Origin of the sequence: Methylotuvimicrobium sp. KM1, assembly GCF_044788715.1 — a bacterium.
In the GTDB taxonomy this organism is placed as follows: Bacteria; Pseudomonadota; Gammaproteobacteria; order Methylococcales; family Methylomonadaceae; genus Methylotuvimicrobium.
In genome coordinates this window covers 2144797-2162503 of the sequence record NZ_CP173170.1, presented here as the reverse complement: position 1 = coordinate 2162503, position 17707 = coordinate 2144797, and the positions used below count along the sequence as shown (strand labels likewise).

Here is a 17707-nt window from a genome sequence, read left to right as displayed (position 1 = left end):
CCGCTTGGGTTCTTAATTATTTTAAAATAATAGTCCCCGAAATAAATACATGCCGGTCACTAATCCGTTCGACTTCGAAATTTAGGCCGGCTTCGCGCAATTGTTCCTCGATTTCTTCAGGTGTAAATGCCGCCAATAACGAATGATAAAAATCGCGTTGCAAAATTTCGGGCTCCGTAGCGGCATACCTTTCAACAATTTCTTTGGCTTGCTGAACGCTTTGAGGACGGAATAAATCCATAATGGCAATCCTAGTTCCATTACCGGCGTAGCGCTTGACAAAATTCCACAAGGCTTGCGGTTCCGGCAAATGATGTAACAGGCTATTGCTAAAAATCAAATCATAACGGCGTCGAGGTAATGAAATCGTAGGTAGTTTCCCATGAATAAAACAGACGCGCGCGCTCAACTCACTCGGCACAATTGATTCTGCATAGTCAAGCATCGCTCTCGCCCCATCTAAGGCATCGACCCGAGCCGATGGATAAGCTTTTGCAAAACGGCAACTGATATCGCCCGGACCGCAACCCAAATCCAATGCATAACCTTCGAAACCAATCATGCCAATCAAGGCTTTCAAATTTTGCAAAAAATACTCATTAGGCTCCGAAAAATCGGCTTGCGCATAGGCTTGTACCTGTTTGGAATCTTCCATCAATTCAGGCTCAAGTATTCGTTGAAATAATCGGTGGTTGTTATACTGATGCTCCGAGCTTATTTCTAATTTTTTTATCATGTGAAGCAAAAACCTCTGTTGCCTTGTAGGCCGCCGGTATGCATCGCGACAATGCGCCGACCGGCAGGAAAGAAGCCTTTCTCGATTAGGTCGTAGATCCCGTAAAACATTTTACCGGTATAAACCGGCTCCAGTTGAATCGAAGACTGACTGGAAAAGCATTTCATGAACTCGATTAATTCAGGCTTGGTTCGCGCAAAACCGCCGAAATGATAATCGGTGACGATGTCCCAATTATCCCTGGGCGGAGTCAACAATGCCTCTACGTCATGCCGCAAAAAAGATCCGCCTTTTAGCGCCGAGAAACCGAAGACGCGGATATCGGGCCGAACGGCTTCGATAATTCCTGCCAAGGTTGTTCCGGTTCCGCAAGGACAACAAACGACATCGTATGAAATATCGATTTCCGAAACAAGTTCGGCCACGCCTTGCAAAGCCAAATCGACCGATCCGCCCTCCGGCAGCCAATAAGCGCCGGTATCGATTCCGGGCAAACTATTCCAGTCTTTGTATTGTCGGAGATTACGATAGTCTTCACGCGATACAAAATGCAAATGCATTCCCCATCGACGCAAATCGCTTAAGGTTGGATTCGACTGCGGCTCGCCGCGAATAAAACCTTCAGTTTGAAGACCGAGCCGATGTCCGACATAGGCCAAGGCATGTAAATGATTCGAATAGGCGCCGCCCATGCTGACGATTTTAATCGCACCTAGCGACAAGGCATGGTTGAGTATGTATTTAAGTTTACGCCATTTGTTACCGGATACGATAGGATGTAGCAAATCGTCACGTTTAATCCATAGTTCGACCTGCTCTCTGTCCAGGCAAGGAGCTGAAACCTTTGTTAAAATCGAACGTGCAAATTGATTTTCGAGTGCGATAAGTTTAGGGTGCATCTATGTGCGGAAGGTTTAATTTAATCACGACGAGCGACACGATCATCGAACATTTCCGATTGAAGCGTTTGCCGAAATACCGGACCGACTTTAATATTCCGCCGGGACAAAAAATACTCAACATCGTGCAATTGGAAGACGGCAGCAACAAAAGCGTCTATTTGCATTGGGGCTTGATCCCATCCTGGAGCAAAGACGCAAAAATCGCCAACCGCTTAATCAATGCCAGAGCCGAGACCTTGGCCGACAAGCCTTCGTTCAGAGCGGCATATTCTAAACGGCGTTGCCTAATTCCCGCTACCGGCTTTTACGAATGGCAACAAACCGAAATCGGTAAACAACCGTATCATGTGCATTTTCCGGATAGTCGACTGTTCGCGTTCGCAGGATTGTGGGAGCATTGGACAAACGGCGACGAAACCATTTATTCTTGCACGATCATTACCTGCCCGGCCTTAGCACCGGTTTCAGACATTCATGAACGCATGCCGGTCATTATCAACCCTGAAAATTATGGTGATTGGTTGAATAAACAAGCATTCGAAATCGACGTGCTTGCTTTCGATCAAACCTTTTCTTATCAACAAATGGAATTGACGCCGATTAGCCAACATGTCAATAATCCGGTCCATAACGATGAAGCGTGCATTCATCCGATTCAATTAGCGCATTGATTGACCCGACTTTATTTTCTTGGAAACAAAGTCGGTTAAAGACCTTGCTAAAGCTCACTAAAAAGGTGTAGGTTAAGTAGTGACGGACTTAAGTCATCAAATAAAGTTCGTATCGATCTGAATTAAGGAAATGTGGCGTATAACGGCTCAGACCTAATGTGCCCCAAGTGGCAGAGTCGTCATCCTTAAGAAAAGACATGGAGTCAATGCAAAATCAATGACCTACGAAACAGTCATTGAAATTAAATACATTGGAAAATTTCGTTTTCACAATGTAACCGATAAATAAACCATCACGGCATATTTATCGACTAAGGGACGGACATAACCTAAAACTTCGGCAACCGATGCGAAATGCCTATCCGGTCGAGATGTGTGGCATAAGGGAATTTCAGGCAACTTTGCCCAGCTTATGCTTTGCTCGACGTCACGAGGATAATCAAGTGAACGTTTAATTATGTTACACATGCAATCGGTCGCTAAAGCTATATTTAGCTATGTTCCTTAAAATTTACTATAACAACATCATAAAAAGAGGATATTCATATGAAACTATTAAAAACAATGACCATAGGTTTGCTGATGGGTGCTAGCCAATTGGTTATGGCGGAAGATCATTCTGCGGTGGCATTAGAGCATGCACATGCCGCGGTCGAGCACGGCAAAATGGGCCACGCTTCGATTTTGGTCGAGCATGCCGAAGCTGCGTTAGAACATGCGATAAAAGCATTAGAAACAGCGGAAGGCGAGGAAAAAGCGCATTTGCAAGCCGCCGTTAAAGTACTGGAATATTCCATCGAACACGGCAAGATGGATCATGCCGACATAGCGACACCACCGGCCGAAGAAGCCATTGAGCACATTCAAAAATCAACTCAATCCAAAGGATCGGCTGCTGCAGCAGAACTTGAGATTGAAGATCAGAAAGAGACTTCAAAATCGTCATCTAGCAAATGGCCTGTCACCGGCTATAAGAAAATAAATCAATAAATTATACCTTCCACACTTCAAATTTCGGCAGCGCCTAAGGAGGCACCGGGGTGCCTGGCAAAGGTTGCCAGCATGGATGCTGGCATAGAGCCTACATGAACGTATTCACCCAGCACCTAAATTCCATAGCCCATTGGCTATGGTTAATTGTCTTGGATAATTTAGGTGCTGGGTTCACGGCGTCCTTTGACGCCCCCCCCAGTGCCGAATGTTGATCTACGATAGGTATATTTATTTTCGGGAAACCGAGACTTCAATAAAGCTAGCAAAAGGGCTCGAGACGTTCGTTCGTTTCGAGCCCTTTTGATCAATTGCCCAACGACAAGCGATTTTTCAACACTTCTACCGTTTCGTCGGTCAGCGGTTGGCGCTGATCGTCCCACGGCACGCCATCCAGCTCCTCGGCCAATATATCGATCGTTTCGATAAAATCATCAAATACCGCCGCAGGATCGTCGACTTCACGCGGTTGCATGAAAAACACCAAGCCTGGCGTCGTGAATTTTTCTAAATCCCGATCAGGGAATATGCCCGGCTCAACCATGCTGGCCACGCCGAAATCGACCAAGCCTCTGCTATCTAAGCGCTCGTAAATCTTAATATTACCGTAGACCAATCCGACACTATCGAAAGCCAAGGCCAGATCGGTGCCGTTAAATCCTTCATCCTCGGCGGCTATCAAACTAAATTGAATTAGCGCAGGCAGTTGATCTTTCGATTTTTTGGCTTGATACGGCTGAGCCGATGCATCGGTATCAGGCTGTTTACCCGACTCGTAGCCATACCGTGTTTCAGTCGAATAATCCTTGAAATCGACCGAATCATCCTTGTCTTGGGTAGAGTCAAGCGGCACGATGTCGAATTCGTCGTGTTCGGGATGCAAGGTCAGCGACGGATCGATATTCCGTACCGACTCCTTATCATCGAAATAAAAACCATCCCGCCGAGATTTTTTGCCTTTGAAATAAGACCACAGCAACATGACCGCGATCACAATCAACCCCATGACAATAATAACCATTCTTAAAATTTCTTTATCCATTAGCTTTCCGCCAGACTCATTGCTTCTTCGATATCCACCGCGACCATCCGCGACACTCCGGGCTCTCTCATCGTAACACCTGCCAATTGTTTTGCAATCTCCATCGTCACCTTGTTATGCGATATAAATAAAAACTGCACGGCCGCGGACATTTCTTCGACCATTTTCGAAAAACGGCCCACGTTAGCATCATCCAATGGCGCATCGACCTCGTCCAATAAACAGAACGGCGCCGGATTGAGCTCAAAAATTGAAAATACCAACGCAACCGCCGTTAATGCTTTTTCGCCGCCCGATAACAAATGAATCGAACTGTTCCGTTTACCCGGCGGACGAGCGATGATATTGACACCGGCCTCCAATACATCGACTTCAGTCAATTCCAGGTAAGCCTGCCCACCGCCGAATAACTTCGGGAATTTTTCTTGTAAGCCGCTGTTTATTTTATCGAATGTTTCCCTAAAACGCTGCCGGCTTTCTTTGTCGATTTTATTGATTGCTTGCGTGAGGGTATCCAAGGCTTCAGTCAAATCGGCATGCTGATCGTCGAGAAACTTCAGGCGTTCCGATTGCACTTGATATTCATCGATCGCACTCAGATTGATTGCACCCAGTTTTTCAATTTGAACGGCCAATGCATCGACTTTCGATTTCCAGCCCTCTTCATTAGCGTCTTCCGGTATTTGCTGTAATACCTGTTCGGGTTCGGCATCGATTTCATTTAACTGTTCGGTGATCGTTTGCCGCCGAACCTGACACTCTTGCTGCTCGAAACGAAGTTTGTCCAAACTTGCTTTCCGTTTTTCCAAGTCGCGCTGAATTTGCGTATGTCTCTCGGTTAAACCGGCGATGGTTTGTTCGGTTTCCTCGAGTAATTTTCTCGCGGCCTTCAGATCCTTCTCAAGCCTTTCTTTATCGGTACGGTATTGTTGCAATAAGAGCTTTTCATCGTCAATCGGTGCGGCCGTGTCGACGAGCTTTTGTTCCAGTTCTGCGATACGCTCGCCGGCTTGTCGATTTTGCAGGCTTAAGCGTTCGATTTGTTTTGTCGTCAAAGACTCTGAAGAACGCAATGATTCAATCTTGGACTGATAACTGAAAACCTGTTGCTTAATTTCCGAAGCTTGAGCTTCGGCGGTTTGCAGCTTAGTTTGCAAAACCCGGCTAGCCTCTTCCAATGCTTCTTTTTGTTCATCTAGTCGATACAAATGTTGCTCGGCTTGTTGCAATTTCAGCTCGGCTTCGGCTTGCATCTCGGCCTGTTCGGCGGTTTCGGCGACGATTTCATCGATTTCGTGACGAACCTGCGACAAGCGCCGTTGTTGCTGCTCGTGCCGGGCCGATTCCGCGCTCAATTCGGCGCTTTTAGCCGATAATTCCGAACTAAGTGTTTTTTCCTCTCGCTGCCAAGTTTCCCGATGAGCTTCGGTATCTTTCAAGGCTTGCTCGGCATCTTCTAGCCGTTCCTCGAGTTGCTCAATTTGTTGTTGCAATTCCGATTGGCGCTGTTTAAGCGAACGCAGTTCTTTTTCACGTTGCAAAACACCGGTTTTACTGTCTTTACTGTGAATAATACGTAACCAACCGCATCCTATCCAAGTGCCGTCGGGTAGAATAATCGATTCGTAAGGTTTGAGCGACGATTCCATCGCCTTCGCAGAGGCCAAATCATCCGCGCAATAAATACCGGTCAACAAACCCTGCAAATCCCAAGGTGCCTTGACCTTATCGATCAAGGCCGGCAATGCGGTATGTTGCGGATCGCCATTGAACTCTCGCGTTTCAAACAACGTCACCGAGTCCTCGGTTAGGTTTTGCAAGGCCGGAAACAGTAACTCGGCATCCTCAACGCAAACCGCCTCGAGATAAGCACCCAGTACGAGTTCAAGCGCATGATCCCATCCGTTTTCGACTTCAAGCAACTCCGCCAGGCGTTTATTGTCCGTTAATTGCGCCTGATCCAACCAGCCGGCAAGATGTTTGTTGTCCTTACCCATCGCATGTTGCTGCAACAACTCCAACGATGAAATCTTGCCGTTGACGCCATGCAATTCGGAGCGCAAGCCGTGCAAGTCTTGATTGTATTGCTTGAGCTGTTGGCGCTGCTCTTGGATTCGTAGCAATAAATTTTCCAATTGTCCGTGCATCTCATCGCGCTGCTCTTGAAGCAATTCGACCGTTGCGGACAAATCTTCGATCGCAGCTTGTAAATGGCTCGCGGTCAATTCGTTTTGTTCCGATTGCAATTTATCCAAACGCGCTTGTAGCTGGCGGTTCTGACTATCCAACTGTTTGATTTTCAGCCGTTCGATTTCGGCTTGTTCTCTACAGGCCGAACTTTCTGATAGAAAAACTTCCCATTGCCGTTGCCAAGTACTTTTTTCATCTTGCGCTTGTTGGCGCGCCACGTCCGCATCCTCGGCGCGCTCTTGGCTCAGCGCCAATGCTTCATCGGCTTCGAACAAGGCTTGTTTAATTTCTTCCAATTGCAGTTGATCGTTTTCAAGCTCGTTAACCGACTGCTCGAGCTGCCGCCTGAGCCGGTTAATCTCGACTACGATCTCCTCATGGCTTTTTTGATTCAACTGGATCGTCTGCTCCAAACGACCGACTTCGGAGGACGCCTGATAATAGTCGCCTTGCGTGCGATTCATCGACGCTTGCCGATTCTTATGTTCGGCGCGTGCGGCTTCGATAGCGGCGTCGGTCTCGCGCGCCGCAACGAACAAACGATTATGATCTTCGGCAACTTCACGCAACTGATCATCCAATTTCCGCAAGGATTGATGATAACCATCCCAGCGCATCGCCAGCAATTCCAATTTGAATTGACGCTCTTGCTGCTTTAGGCCGGTATATTTTTCGGCTTTTTCGGCTTGTTTTTGCAGATGTTTCAATTGTTTTTCGACTTCATCGCGCAAGTCGGTTAAACGTTCCAAGTTTTCGCGCGTATGCTGCATGCGCGACTCGGTTTCCTGGCGTCTCTCCTTATACTTGGAAACGCCCGCCGCTTCTTCGATATGCACCCGAAGTTCTTCCGGTTTGGCCTCGACCATGCGCGAAATCGTGCCCTGTTCGATGATCGCATAACTTCTCGAACCGAGCCCGGTACCTAGAAATAAGTCGGTAATATCCTTGCGTCGGCAACGTGCATTATTTAAAGCATACAATGATTGCCCGTCACGACTGACCTGGCGTTTGATCGAAATCGTATTGTATTTCGCGAACTCGCCGCCGGCCTTGCCTTCACTGTTATCGAATATTAATTCGACCGATGCTGTGCCGACCGGTTTACGCGATGCCGAACCGTTAAATATCACATCGACCATGCTGCCGCCACGCAAATGTTTGGCCGAACTCTCCCCCATCACCCAGCGAACCGCATCGATGATATTGGATTTGCCGCAACCATTGGGCCCGACGATCGCGGTTAAATTACCGGCAATCGGGATAACGGTCGGATCGACAAACGATTTAAATCCTGAAAGTTTGATTTTTTCCAGTTTCATTACTGGTACAATGCTGCTTGGTTTAAATGGAAATAACCGCGTATTATTAACGATATCCGGATTAACTTCGACTTTTTATTTTTGCTTTTTATCATCGATACATGACGACACAACCCAGCACACAGCTCGAAACCTTCGACAACCCAAGACCCGGCAGGGATTTTACGATTCGCATCGACATCCCGGAATTCACTTGTCTGTGCCCTAAAACCGGCCAACCCGATTTCGCGACACTAACGATAGAATATGTTCCGAATCAACTCTGCGTCGAACTCAAATCGCTCAAACTCTATATGTGGTCCTTCCGTGATCGGGGCGCATTTCATGAAGCGGTCACGAACGAAATTCTCGATCACATCGCCGCGACAATTCATCCCAACTTCATGCGTATCCGGGCGAACTTCAATGTGCGGGGCGGCATTTACACGAATGTGATCGCCGAACATAAAAACCCCGACTGGCAAGCGCCGGAACCGGTGCATCTGCCCTAAATTTTTAGATGGCGAAGACCTATTACAATGCCGATATTGCCGTCGCGCTCAAATACGACGGCAAACATGCGCCGAAAGTCACCGCAAAAGGCGAAGGTCTTACCGCCGAACAGATAATGGCCATTGCCGAACAACACGGCATTCCGCTGCAAGCCGAACCCGAGTTAGCCCGAATTCTGGCTCAGGTACCGCTGGGCGAGGAAATCCCCCGAGAACTCTATATCGCGGTCGCGCAAGTGATCGCGTTCGCTTATTTCCTGAGCGGCAAAACTCCTGAAAATTTCACGAACCATGACGATTAAAGAAACCCTAACCACCCTGCCCCAATATGTTTTGCCTCATCATACGCTTTCACAGCTGATGAGCAAACTGACCTATTGCGAAAACAAGCTTTGGAAAAATCTGTTCATCAAGCAAATCATTCGACACTATGGCGTCGACATGAGCGAGGCGCTCGAACCGAATATCGATGCCTATGCTAGCTTCAACGAGTTTTTTACACGCCAATTGAAGCCCGAAGTCAGACCGATTGCCAACGAACCCGGCGCGATCGTCTCGCCGGCCGACGGCTTCGTCAGCCAGGCAGGTCAAATCAAGGACGGCGAGATTTTCCAAGCCAAAGGCAAAAGTTTTACCGCAACGCAGCTACTCGGCGGCGATGGCGAACGCGCCGAAGCATTCAAAGACGGTTCGTTCGCAACCATTTATTTGTCGCCTCGCGATTACCACCGTTTGCACATGCCGTTGACCGGCACCTTGAAAGAAATGATCCACATCCCCGGCCGCTTATTCAGCGTCAACGCCGCAACGACCAACAGCGTACCCGGGCTGTTCGCGCGCAACGAACGCGTCGCGGCAATCTTCGATACCGAAGCAGGTCCGATGGCTTTAGTATTGGTCGGCGCGATCTTCGTATCGAGCGTCGAAACGGTTTGGCACGGTGTCGTCACGCCGCCGACGATTGAAACAGTCAGAACCTGGCATTACGAAACCGATGCTCCGCACTTGAATATCGGCGAGGAAATGGGGCGATTCAACATGGGCTCGACGATCATCGTATTATTCGGCAAGGACAAAGCCGCTTGGCAAGCGAATTTTACGGCCGACAGCCCGGTGAAATTAGGCCAATTGATCGGAAAAACCCTACGCTAACCTCGAGGATACGGTTTTATTATCATTGTTCCTACCTTCTGCATGGGAATGCATCTTGGGACGCTCTGCGTCCCAAGTAATCGATAAAACAAGCAAGAGCTAACGTATACACTCTCAATCTACCTACCAGCCGCAGTCGACGCGGAGCATCTACATAGATGTATTCACCCAGCATCTAAATTCCATAGCCTATTGGCATAGTTAACTATCTTGGGCAATTTAGGTGCTGGGCCAGCCAAGCGAGCCACCGAATCGCCACAAAGCGTCCTGCTTGTAGAAGTTATTTTGTGCATATTCCTAACATAGGGTTTAAAATTGTTTCCCGACACGTTTGCGCTTACACTGTCGATCGCATGGATCTCAATCACGACCCAAAAGACGCTATCACCAAAATGATTACAGCAATAGCCTTACGCGAGTTCAAAAGCCTATTTTTATTGCCGTTGGCCTGGTCCATACTTGCGATTTTACAATTTATCCTAGCCTACTTGTTTCTCACCCAAGTCGAAACCTTCATCATCCTCCAACCTCAACTCGAAGGCTTGGATAATGCGCCCGGCTTGACCGATGTTATCGCCGCCCCGCTGTACGGCAATGCCGCGATTATCTTCATGCTGGTAACGCCGATGTTGACGATGCGTCTTATTTGCGAAGAACGGCGCAATAAAACCTTGGCCCTGTTGCTTTCGGCGCCGGTATCGAGCACCGAAATCGTCATAGGCAAATATCTGGGCATTTTAGGCTTTATGCTGACCGTGCTCTTGTTGATTACGCTAATGCCCCTATCGCTGCTCGCCGGCGGTACGCTCGATTTCGGCAAACTACTGGCGAATATGCTGGCGTTGCTGTTGATGCTGGCCGCCTTCAGCTCGGTCGGCCTATTCATGTCGTGTCTCGCGGGACATCCGACCGTTGCCGCGATGGGCGCATTCGGGCTGTTAATGCTCTTATGGATTGTGGACTGGTCGACCGGGCTTCGCGACAATAAAAGCGAATTATTCGAATACCTATCCTTGCTTAGGCATTTTCAAAACCTGCAAAGCGGGTTGATTAACACCGTCGACCTGTGCTATTTCGCATTATTTATCGGGACTTTCCTGATTCTCAGCATTCGTAATCTCGATAACGATCGACTGCAAAAATGAAAATTTCGCGTCATATTCACCGGCAAATTCGCATCAAGAACCTGCTCCATACCACGCTTTGGCTTAGCGTTCTTTTCGGTTTGGCATGGTTGAGCACGCTGCGCCCGGTCCACTTTGACATCAGTGCAGGATCGCGCAACACCCTATCTTCGGTTAGTCAAAATGTCTTAAATTCGTTGACCGATAAAATCGTCGTGACGGCCTATATCAAAAAAGATCCGGCGCTCAGATCCCAGATCAAGCAATTGATCGATCGATTCAAGCTCCACAAGCCCGATATCGAATTGACTTTCATCGATCCCGACTCGACGCCGGAAAAAACGCGGAAACTGGAAATCGGCGCCTCGGGCGCTATCATTGTCGATTATCTAGGCCGCACCGAACGTATCAATTTTCTGGACGAGTCGACACTTACCAATGCCTTGCGACAATTGACCAGCGCTAATGTCCGTTGGATCAGCTTTCTGACCGGTCATGGCGAAAGATCTCCCGAAGGGCAAGCCAATTTCGACCTGAGTCGCTTCGGCGAAGAGCTGGCGCAACGCAATATCAAAGCGCAAACGCTCAACTGGGCCGACATTCCGACGATTCCGGACAATTCGGAATTATTGGTCATCGCCGGCCCGCGCGTCGACTTGTTGCCCGGAGAAATAAGCATTTTGCATGACTATCTCGAACAAGGCGGCCATTTATTATGGCTGGCCGATCCCGACAGCCTGATTCCGGGCGGCCTGGATGATTATCTAGGCATCGACCGCTTGCCCGGCACGATCGTCGATATGAGCGCCGGGCTCTACGGCATAGACGATCCGAGTTTCGTTGTAGTGCCTAAATACCCCGGCCATCCGATCACGCAAAATCTACAGACAATGACGCTATTTCCAGCCGCGGCGGCGCTGCAAAGCCGCGAGGAAAGCTCATTCGTCAGCACGGTTTTAATAAAAAGCTCCGACAAATCATGGATAACCGGAGCCACGGCTCAATTCGATGCGGACATGGAAGAACGCGAAGGCCCGTTAATCCTGGCTTACGCCTTAAGTCGACAAATCGACGAAATGATCGAACAACGCATCATCGTGATCGGCGACGGCGATTTTCTCGCCGATGCCTACCTTGGCAATGTCGGCAACCTTGAGCTGGGCCTAAGAATGATCAATTGGCTGCTCCGCGATGATCGCTATGTCGCAATTCCGGTCAAATCCGCTCCTGATCGGCATCTACAGCTGACACCGCTATCGGTTACCCTTATGGGATTCGGCTTTCTGTTGATTATCCCGTTGGTATTGATGATAACCGGCTGGTTGATTTGGTACCGACGTAGGCGACGTTGAGAAAAAGCCGATTGCTACACTGGATTTAATGCGACAACTTTATAATGCCTGAATTACCTGAAGTCGAAACAACCTGCCGAGGCATCAAGCCTCATATCGAAGGCCGGATCATCCAAGAAACGGTAGTGCGCCAAGCGAGCCTGCGCTGGCCGGTGCCAGACCGTTTAGATCAACTATTGAACGGACTACGCATCGAACGAGTCGACCGGCGGGCGAAATATTTATTACTGCACACCGAAAAAGGCGTGCTGATCATTCATTTGGGCATGTCGGGAAGTCTACGCATCGTCAACCGCGAGCAAGAAATCAAGAAACACGATCATATCGACTGGGTATTTTCCGAAACGACGATACTGCGTTTCAACGACCCGAGACGCTTCGGCGCGGTTCTGTGGACTTCCGAAGCGATTAGGGAACATCCTTTATTGAAAGAACTCGGCCCCGAACCCCTGCTGACCGATTTCAACGGCGACCATCTTTATCGGTTATCTAAAAAACGAAGCATTGCCGTCAAATCGTTCATCATGGACAGCCACATCGTGGTCGGCGTCGGTAATATCTATGCCAACGAAGCCTTGTTCATGGCCGGCATCAAACCGACCCGCGCGGCCGGTCTCATATCGCTCGCCCGTTACCGAAAACTTGCCGACTGTATTCGATTAGTTTTGAGCAGCGCAATCGAACAAGGCGGCACGACGCTAAGAGACTTCGTCAACGAAACCGGCAAGCCGGGTTATTTCAAACAACAATTGCAAGTCTACGGAAGAGCCGGAGAGCCCTGCCGCAACTGCTTAACGCCGCTCACCGAAATACGCATCGCCAATAGAAGCACGGTATTTTGCAAAAAGTGTCAAAAATAACTTCCTGATGCTATGTGTTTTATAGCGGGTTCGGTAACTCGCTTGACAGAACGCCGTGAACCCAGCACCTAAATTATTCCAGTTAATTAACCATAGCTAATGGGCTATGGAATTTATGTTCTGGGTGAATATGTCCGAGTAGGCTTGACGGCGGTAAATGATTGCCAAGAAAGGCATGATGAATGCAGATTTTGCATTACGCCATGGATGGCGTGTATTAGGGCAAGGCAGGGCAGAAAAATGCTCCTGCATTTTCTGCATTCATTATATCCTTGTAACTCAGCAATTGCCGGGGATCAAAAGTCTGCTTTGCCGCCGACACCTGCCAGTCGAGCAACCGAACCCTCCGTAAAATAGGGAAGTTATTTATGTCCTAATCCCTACTCCCTTTTAATTGAAAAATCGTCCTCGTGCCAAGGACTATTGCTCTCCCGAAGGACCATAGGTATCTACACAAGTACTTGCCCCTTTTTCCTTGCGGGAGAAGGTTGGGATGAGGGGAATATAAGGGGTTGTTTTTACTCTCACCACCGCAACCCTCTCCAACAGGAGAGGGTGCTAGGCTAGCTTGTAACTCATTGTATTTATGATATAAAAACTTGTGTAGATACTTATGCCCGAAGGACAAGGGAACAAAATCCGAAAGTTATTTTAGACAGAATTTTAAAATTACCTTTTACCGTTAAGAACTTTCAGTTGGTGCATTTAATTTTTTCATGCACAATTTCGTCAATCTCAAACAACATATCATTTATATGCCCTGGAAAAGCGTCAGTCATAGATTGTCACACTGGGTAACGCATTATCCTTGGCGCGTTCTTTTGCTTGCCTTTTCGGTCGTTGTTGCATTATCGTCCGGAGCGATGAATCTTGGATTCAATAGCGACTCACGCGTCTATTTCAGCAAGGAAAATCCGCGGCTTCTTGCTTTTGAGGCCTTAGAGGCCGTTTATAATAGAAGCGATAGCGTATTTTTTGTCATTCAACCGCCAAACGATACCATTTTTAATGCTTCCTCACTTCAGGCCATTGCACAATTGACTCAAGACGCCTGGCAACTTCCTTATGCGAGCAGAGTCGATTCTATCGTTAATTTTCAACATAGTTATTCGAACAACGAAAACATAATCATCGCTGACCTGATTCCCGACCCGAAGGCTTTGACCGAACCCGAAATTCGATCCATAAAGAAAACGGCACTCAATGAGCCTCTGTTGGTTAATCGACTAGTATCTATAAACGGCCATGTCGCAGGCATCAATGTTAATATACATTTGCCAGGAAAAAGCCCGATGGAATCGATTCGTCTTGCCGAACAAGCGCGAAGGCTCGCCGGCGAAATCGAGAGTCAGTATCCCGGCGTTAAAATTCGTATCAGCGGCATAGCAATGATGAGTAATGCCTTTGTAGAAGTGGCGATGAGCGATAATATGAAATTATTGCCGCTGATGTATAGCGTTATTATCGGCGTATTATGGCTAAATTTGAGATCGCTATCGGCGACATTCGCCATCGTCTTACTCATTTTGTTGGCAATGATTTCCGCGTTGGGAACATTCGGATGGTTTCATGGCGACTTAACGCCCACCTCGGCGGTCGCGCCGACCATTATCATGACGGTTGCGGTAGCCGACTGCCTTCATGTATTGCTTGCGATACGTCAAAACATGGCGGCGGGCCAAGAAAAAAAACAAGCCATACAAGAAAGCCTACATTCGAATTTTCAGCCGATTCTGCTCACCAGCGTTAGCACGATGCTCGGGTTTCTCGGCATGAACTTCAGCGAAGCGCCGCCTTTTAGAGACTTCGGCAATATCGTCGCAACCGGCGTTGCGGCTGCGCTACTCTTAACACTTACGTTGTTGCCCTCGCTGATAACGCTATTGCCGATTGGACCTCGCTTAAAACAACAGCATACCGAAAGGCCCATGCATCATTTGGCCATATTCGTGATCCGTTATCGCAAAGCATTGCTAGCAATCAACGCTTTGCTTGTCATTATTCTGATCGGCTATGCACCCGACAACGAATTGAACGACGAATTCGTCAACTATTTCGGAAAGTCGATCGAATTCAGACAAGACACCGATTTTCTCAGCCAACATCTCGGAGGCATATACACGATCGAATATTCGCTTGATACTCAACAAGAAGGCGGGATACAAGAACCCGTTTTTTTGCGAAATCTCGACCGATTCAGCGCCTGGCTGAAAAAACAACCCGAAACCGTGCATGTCAATACCGTGACCGACATATTCAAACGACTCAATAAAAACATGCATGACGACGACCCGAAATATTACGCTTTACCCGACCGTCGCGAACTCGCCTCTCAATACCTTTTAATGTATGAATTGTCGTTGCCATACGGCTTGGACTTAAACGATCAAATCAACGCCGATAAATCGGGTACGCGGGTCATCGTCACCTTGAAGAATTTGAGCTCCAAACAAATGCTGGCATTCGAATCGCGCTCGAAAGCATGGTTAAAAACCGACATGCCGGAAACGAGCATTGAAACCGGCAGCACGGCACTGATGTTTGCCCATGTCGGGCAACGCAATATCCGCAGTATGATTACAGGAACCTTGCTCGTGCTCGTCTTTATTTCGTTTATTTTAATCGGTGCATTTCGTTCGCTGAGTTTAGGTCTTATCAGCATTATCCCGAATTTAACTCCTGCTCTTGCCGCTTTCGGTATTTGGGCGCTCATCGACGGGCGCGTGGGCTTGAGTCTATCCGTAGTGGCCAGCATCACGCTAGGCATTGTAGTCGACGATACGATTCATTTCATCAGCAAATATCGACATGCACGGCAGGAAAAAAACCATGGCTGCCGGGAGGCAATACAGCACGCTTTTTCGACCGTCGGCGAAGCGATATGGATAACGTCAGCGGTTTTGATCTGCGGATTTATCGTCTTGAGTTTTTCACCTTTTACGATCAATTCGGAAATGGGCTTAATGACCGCGATAACGCTAACCATCGCCTTGTTCTTGGATTTATTACTGCTGCCGCCTTTATTGATGCTGTGGGACGACGATACGAATAAGCGCAAATGAGCTCAATTTAGCCGGGCCAAATGTCAGCTTTTTTTACACTCTAGGCAGGCAACTTGAATTGCTCTATTTCTTTAAGGTATTGTTTTGCTGAATCATTGATAACTTCAAAGCTACGCCGTCAGATTAGAAACGTAAAGATATAATAAACACATCCACACAAACGATCACGAAATGTCCATAAATTTTACAGATCGACATAAACTTTATTCCGCTCAGTAACAAGTCAATTGTACTTTAGTACTAGCGACAAAATACTTGTCGTAAAATCATTAACTATGGCGCAGGCTCCTTGCGGTTTAATTCATCTCGATAATCCTTCAATATACGCTGACACTGCCTAAGACTGAGATTAACACCATAGTTTTCCTGTAAATGCGATTTCAATAAACCGCCGCTCCACTTTTGATCTGGATATCCCAACTCCTTCGGCGAATGGGAAATATCAATCCTCACCTTTAGCTTCTCATCTTGTCTCAAGACAGCAAGCCGGCCCATCTTCTTGTCATCCTTAAGGCCTTCCAGTCCAAATATCCGGTAAAAACGCACCCAGCGTTGAATGCTTCGAATGCTGATCTCGAAACATTGGGCAATACGTTCGTAACTCAGTCCAGCAGCCGCTAAAATCAAGATCTGTAATCGATAATAAAAACGCGCGGAACGCGATTTATTTAAATATTTATTTAAGGTCTCGATAAGCACCAGACGTTCATGACTTAGATCTTGTCGTTTCATCATTTTACCCATCATGTTCAATAAGGATAGTCATCGCTATGGGCTACATGAATTATGCGACAAGTGCAATGACGCCACGAATAACTTAGATTCTTTGGAATAAATATTGTCTGTTTTTTTGTGTTGGCGTGTCTGGACTCATGCTAACACATGACGAACAAGCAATTTATATTGATTTTCGTTGATTCTTGACTTCAATTTTAAAATTTGGGGGAGTTCTATGTGTAAATTCATTAATATTTTTTCACATAATCTATTTGCATCAATCGAAACAAATAGAGAAAAAAGAATGATTAAATCCACAACCGCTTCATTGGTACTCGGAATAATGCTGGTTTCAATGCCTGTTATTTCAAATGCAGCGTTGATTCCTGAGGGAGATGATCGATTCAAATCAGTAGGCGAATTTAAATTGACTATTTTTGATGGACCCATTGGTACGGAATTTACTGAGAATATTTACGTGTCGTCTAAAGACTGGAATGACAATTGGCATTACACGACTATTCATAGGGATGAGCAATCAGGCGGCACTATATTAACGGAAATGTTAGCTCTCGATTTATTTGGTACAAGCAACTTTATCGGTGACATACATTTAAGAGCCGGAACTCGTATTGATCCAAATCCCGGACATCCCGGACAGCTTCCGATAGATCCCGGCATACCTGTTCAGGAAGGAGCAACATATGGCGCGATAGAGAATATCGTTCAAGATCCTAACGACTGGAGATTTATATCCGGCGATAGCTTTTTTGATATATTTTTTGAAATTGACCTCTTAGATTTAACCGGGATCGTATACAACACAGTTCCATATAGAGTAGAAGCAAAAATTCTTTGTTTACCGCCAATTGGTCGACAATGTTTTGAAAATAATATCGGGTACGTACCTCCTGAACCTGTCAACCTATATTACAGAATAGGGGATTTAAACGATCCTAACGACCCGGTTATTGGTCAGCTATCTGCAGCTTCAGCACATCACCTTCCTATTCCAGAACCAAATCTCTTTATACTTCTAAGTGCAGGCTTAGCATTGTTCGGTTGGCAACATCGCCGCAAACCCTTGGTTTAAGCGCAA

At 47.2% G+C, this 17707-nt stretch carries 15 protein-coding genes; 10 read left to right on the top strand and 5 right to left on the bottom strand.

Annotation, left to right across the window (positions count from 1 at the left end):
- Positions 1-16: 16 nt before the first annotated feature.
- Complete coding sequence (locus ACINK7_RS09110; RefSeq protein WP_404361040.1) at positions 17-655, bottom strand: class I SAM-dependent methyltransferase; 639 nt, start codon at positions 653-655, stop codon at positions 17-19.
- Between the two features lie 77 nt (positions 656-732).
- Positions 733-1635: a 1-aminocyclopropane-1-carboxylate deaminase/D-cysteine desulfhydrase gene (locus ACINK7_RS09105; protein WP_404361039.1), complete on the bottom strand. Its 903-nt coding sequence runs from the start codon at positions 1633-1635 to the stop codon at positions 733-735.
- A 2-nt stretch (positions 1636-1637) separates the two neighbouring features.
- On the opposite strand from ACINK7_RS09105, the gene ACINK7_RS09100 reads away from it, so the two are divergent.
- Positions 1638-2309 carry an SOS response-associated peptidase gene (locus ACINK7_RS09100; RefSeq protein WP_404361037.1) on the top strand — a complete coding sequence of 224 codons (672 nt, stop codon included), beginning with the start codon at positions 1638-1640 and terminating at the stop codon, positions 2307-2309.
- Between the two features lie 546 nt (positions 2310-2855).
- Positions 2856-3299 carry a small metal-binding protein SmbP gene (smbP, locus tag ACINK7_RS09095; RefSeq protein WP_404361036.1) on the top strand — a complete coding sequence of 148 codons (444 nt, stop codon included), beginning with the start codon at positions 2856-2858 and terminating at the stop codon, positions 3297-3299.
- 307 nt (positions 3300-3606) lie between these two features.
- On the opposite strand, the gene ACINK7_RS09090 is transcribed toward smbP, so the two are convergent.
- Positions 3607-4341 carry a cell division protein ZipA C-terminal FtsZ-binding domain-containing protein gene (locus ACINK7_RS09090; RefSeq protein ID WP_404361035.1) on the bottom strand — a complete coding sequence of 245 codons (735 nt, stop codon included), beginning with the start codon at positions 4339-4341 and terminating at the stop codon, positions 3607-3609.
- Complete coding sequence (smc, locus tag ACINK7_RS09085; protein WP_404361034.1) at positions 4341-7850, bottom strand: chromosome segregation protein SMC; 3510 nt, start codon at positions 7848-7850, stop codon at positions 4341-4343. The genes ACINK7_RS09090 and smc overlap by 1 nt, the downstream gene beginning before the upstream one ends.
- Before the next feature lie 101 nt (positions 7851-7951).
- Between smc and queF the strand changes: the two genes are divergently transcribed.
- The 7 genes from queF (at position 7952) to ACINK7_RS09050 (ending at position 15891) form a co-directional block, all read left to right on the top strand.
- On the top strand, positions 7952-8341 hold the full coding sequence (gene queF, locus ACINK7_RS09080; RefSeq protein ID WP_404361033.1) for a preQ(1) synthase: 390 nt from the start codon (positions 7952-7954) through the stop codon (positions 8339-8341).
- Positions 8342-8349: 8 nt separating this feature from the next.
- Positions 8350-8643: an EscU/YscU/HrcU family type III secretion system export apparatus switch protein gene (locus ACINK7_RS09075; protein ID WP_125219237.1), complete on the top strand. Its 294-nt coding sequence runs from the start codon at positions 8350-8352 to the stop codon at positions 8641-8643.
- Positions 8633-9493, top strand: coding sequence for an archaetidylserine decarboxylase (gene asd / locus ACINK7_RS09070; RefSeq protein WP_404361032.1), 861 nt, complete (start codon positions 8633-8635; stop codon positions 9491-9493). Before ACINK7_RS09075 ends, asd begins: the two co-directional genes overlap by 11 nt.
- A 392-nt stretch (positions 9494-9885) precedes the next feature.
- On the top strand, positions 9886-10638 hold the full coding sequence (locus tag ACINK7_RS09065; RefSeq protein ID WP_404361429.1) for an ABC transporter permease subunit: 753 nt from the start codon (positions 9886-9888) through the stop codon (positions 10636-10638).
- Positions 10635-11969 carry a GldG family protein gene (locus ACINK7_RS09060; protein ID WP_404361030.1) on the top strand — a complete coding sequence of 445 codons (1335 nt, stop codon included), beginning with the start codon at positions 10635-10637 and terminating at the stop codon, positions 11967-11969. The genes ACINK7_RS09065 and ACINK7_RS09060 overlap by 4 nt, the downstream gene beginning before the upstream one ends.
- 44 nt (positions 11970-12013) lie before the next feature.
- Positions 12014-12829, top strand: coding sequence for a bifunctional DNA-formamidopyrimidine glycosylase/DNA-(apurinic or apyrimidinic site) lyase (mutM, locus tag ACINK7_RS09055; protein ID WP_404361029.1), 816 nt, complete (start codon positions 12014-12016; stop codon positions 12827-12829).
- Between the two features lie 755 nt (positions 12830-13584).
- Positions 13585-15891 (top strand): RND family transporter, encoded by a 2307-nt coding sequence (locus ACINK7_RS09050; protein WP_404361028.1) that lies wholly within the window; start codon positions 13585-13587, stop codon positions 15889-15891.
- 273 nt (positions 15892-16164) lie between these two features.
- On the opposite strand, the gene ACINK7_RS09045 is transcribed toward ACINK7_RS09050, so the two are convergent.
- On the bottom strand, positions 16165-16626 hold the full coding sequence (locus tag ACINK7_RS09045; RefSeq protein WP_404361027.1) for a helix-turn-helix domain-containing protein: 462 nt from the start codon (positions 16624-16626) through the stop codon (positions 16165-16167).
- A gap of 217 nt (positions 16627-16843) precedes the next feature.
- Between ACINK7_RS09045 and ACINK7_RS09040 the strand changes: the two genes are divergently transcribed.
- The gene (locus ACINK7_RS09040) at positions 16844-17701 is read left to right on the top strand and encodes a hypothetical protein (RefSeq protein ID WP_404361026.1); all 858 of its coding nucleotides are present in this window, start codon (positions 16844-16846) and stop codon (positions 17699-17701) included.
- Positions 17702-17707: the final 6 nt, after the last annotated feature.

Coding starts and splice junctions, on each gene's coding strand:
- smbP (WP_404361036.1), top strand. CDS start 2,856: ATGAAACTATTAAAAACAATGACCATAGGTTTGCTGATGGGTGCTAGC.
- asd (WP_404361032.1), top strand. CDS start 8,633: ATGACGATTAAAGAAACCCTAACCACCCTGCCCCAATATGTTTTGCCT.
- smc (WP_404361034.1), bottom strand. CDS start 7,850: ATGAAACTGGAAAAAATCAAACTTTCAGGATTTAAATCGTTTGTCGAT.
- mutM (WP_404361029.1), top strand. CDS start 12,014: ATGCCTGAATTACCTGAAGTCGAAACAACCTGCCGAGGCATCAAGCCT.
- ACINK7_RS09040 (WP_404361026.1), top strand. CDS start 16,844: ATGTGTAAATTCATTAATATTTTTTCACATAATCTATTTGCATCAATC.
- ACINK7_RS09100 (WP_404361037.1), top strand. CDS start 1,638: ATGTGCGGAAGGTTTAATTTAATCACGACGAGCGACACGATCATCGAA.
- queF (WP_404361033.1), top strand. CDS start 7,952: ATGACGACACAACCCAGCACACAGCTCGAAACCTTCGACAACCCAAGA.
- ACINK7_RS09090 (WP_404361035.1), bottom strand. CDS start 4,341: ATGGATAAAGAAATTTTAAGAATGGTTATTATTGTCATGGGGTTGATT.
- ACINK7_RS09060 (WP_404361030.1), top strand. CDS start 10,635: ATGAAAATTTCGCGTCATATTCACCGGCAAATTCGCATCAAGAACCTG.
- ACINK7_RS09045 (WP_404361027.1), bottom strand. CDS start 16,626: ATGATGAAACGACAAGATCTAAGTCATGAACGTCTGGTGCTTATCGAG.
- ACINK7_RS09050 (WP_404361028.1), top strand. CDS start 13,585: ATGCCCTGGAAAAGCGTCAGTCATAGATTGTCACACTGGGTAACGCAT.
- ACINK7_RS09105 (WP_404361039.1), bottom strand. CDS start 1,635: ATGCACCCTAAACTTATCGCACTCGAAAATCAATTTGCACGTTCGATT.
- ACINK7_RS09110 (WP_404361040.1), bottom strand. CDS start 655: ATGGAAGATTCCAAACAGGTACAAGCCTATGCGCAAGCCGATTTTTCG.
- ACINK7_RS09075 (WP_125219237.1), top strand. CDS start 8,350: ATGGCGAAGACCTATTACAATGCCGATATTGCCGTCGCGCTCAAATAC.
- ACINK7_RS09065 (WP_404361429.1), top strand. CDS start 9,886: ATGATTACAGCAATAGCCTTACGCGAGTTCAAAAGCCTATTTTTATTG.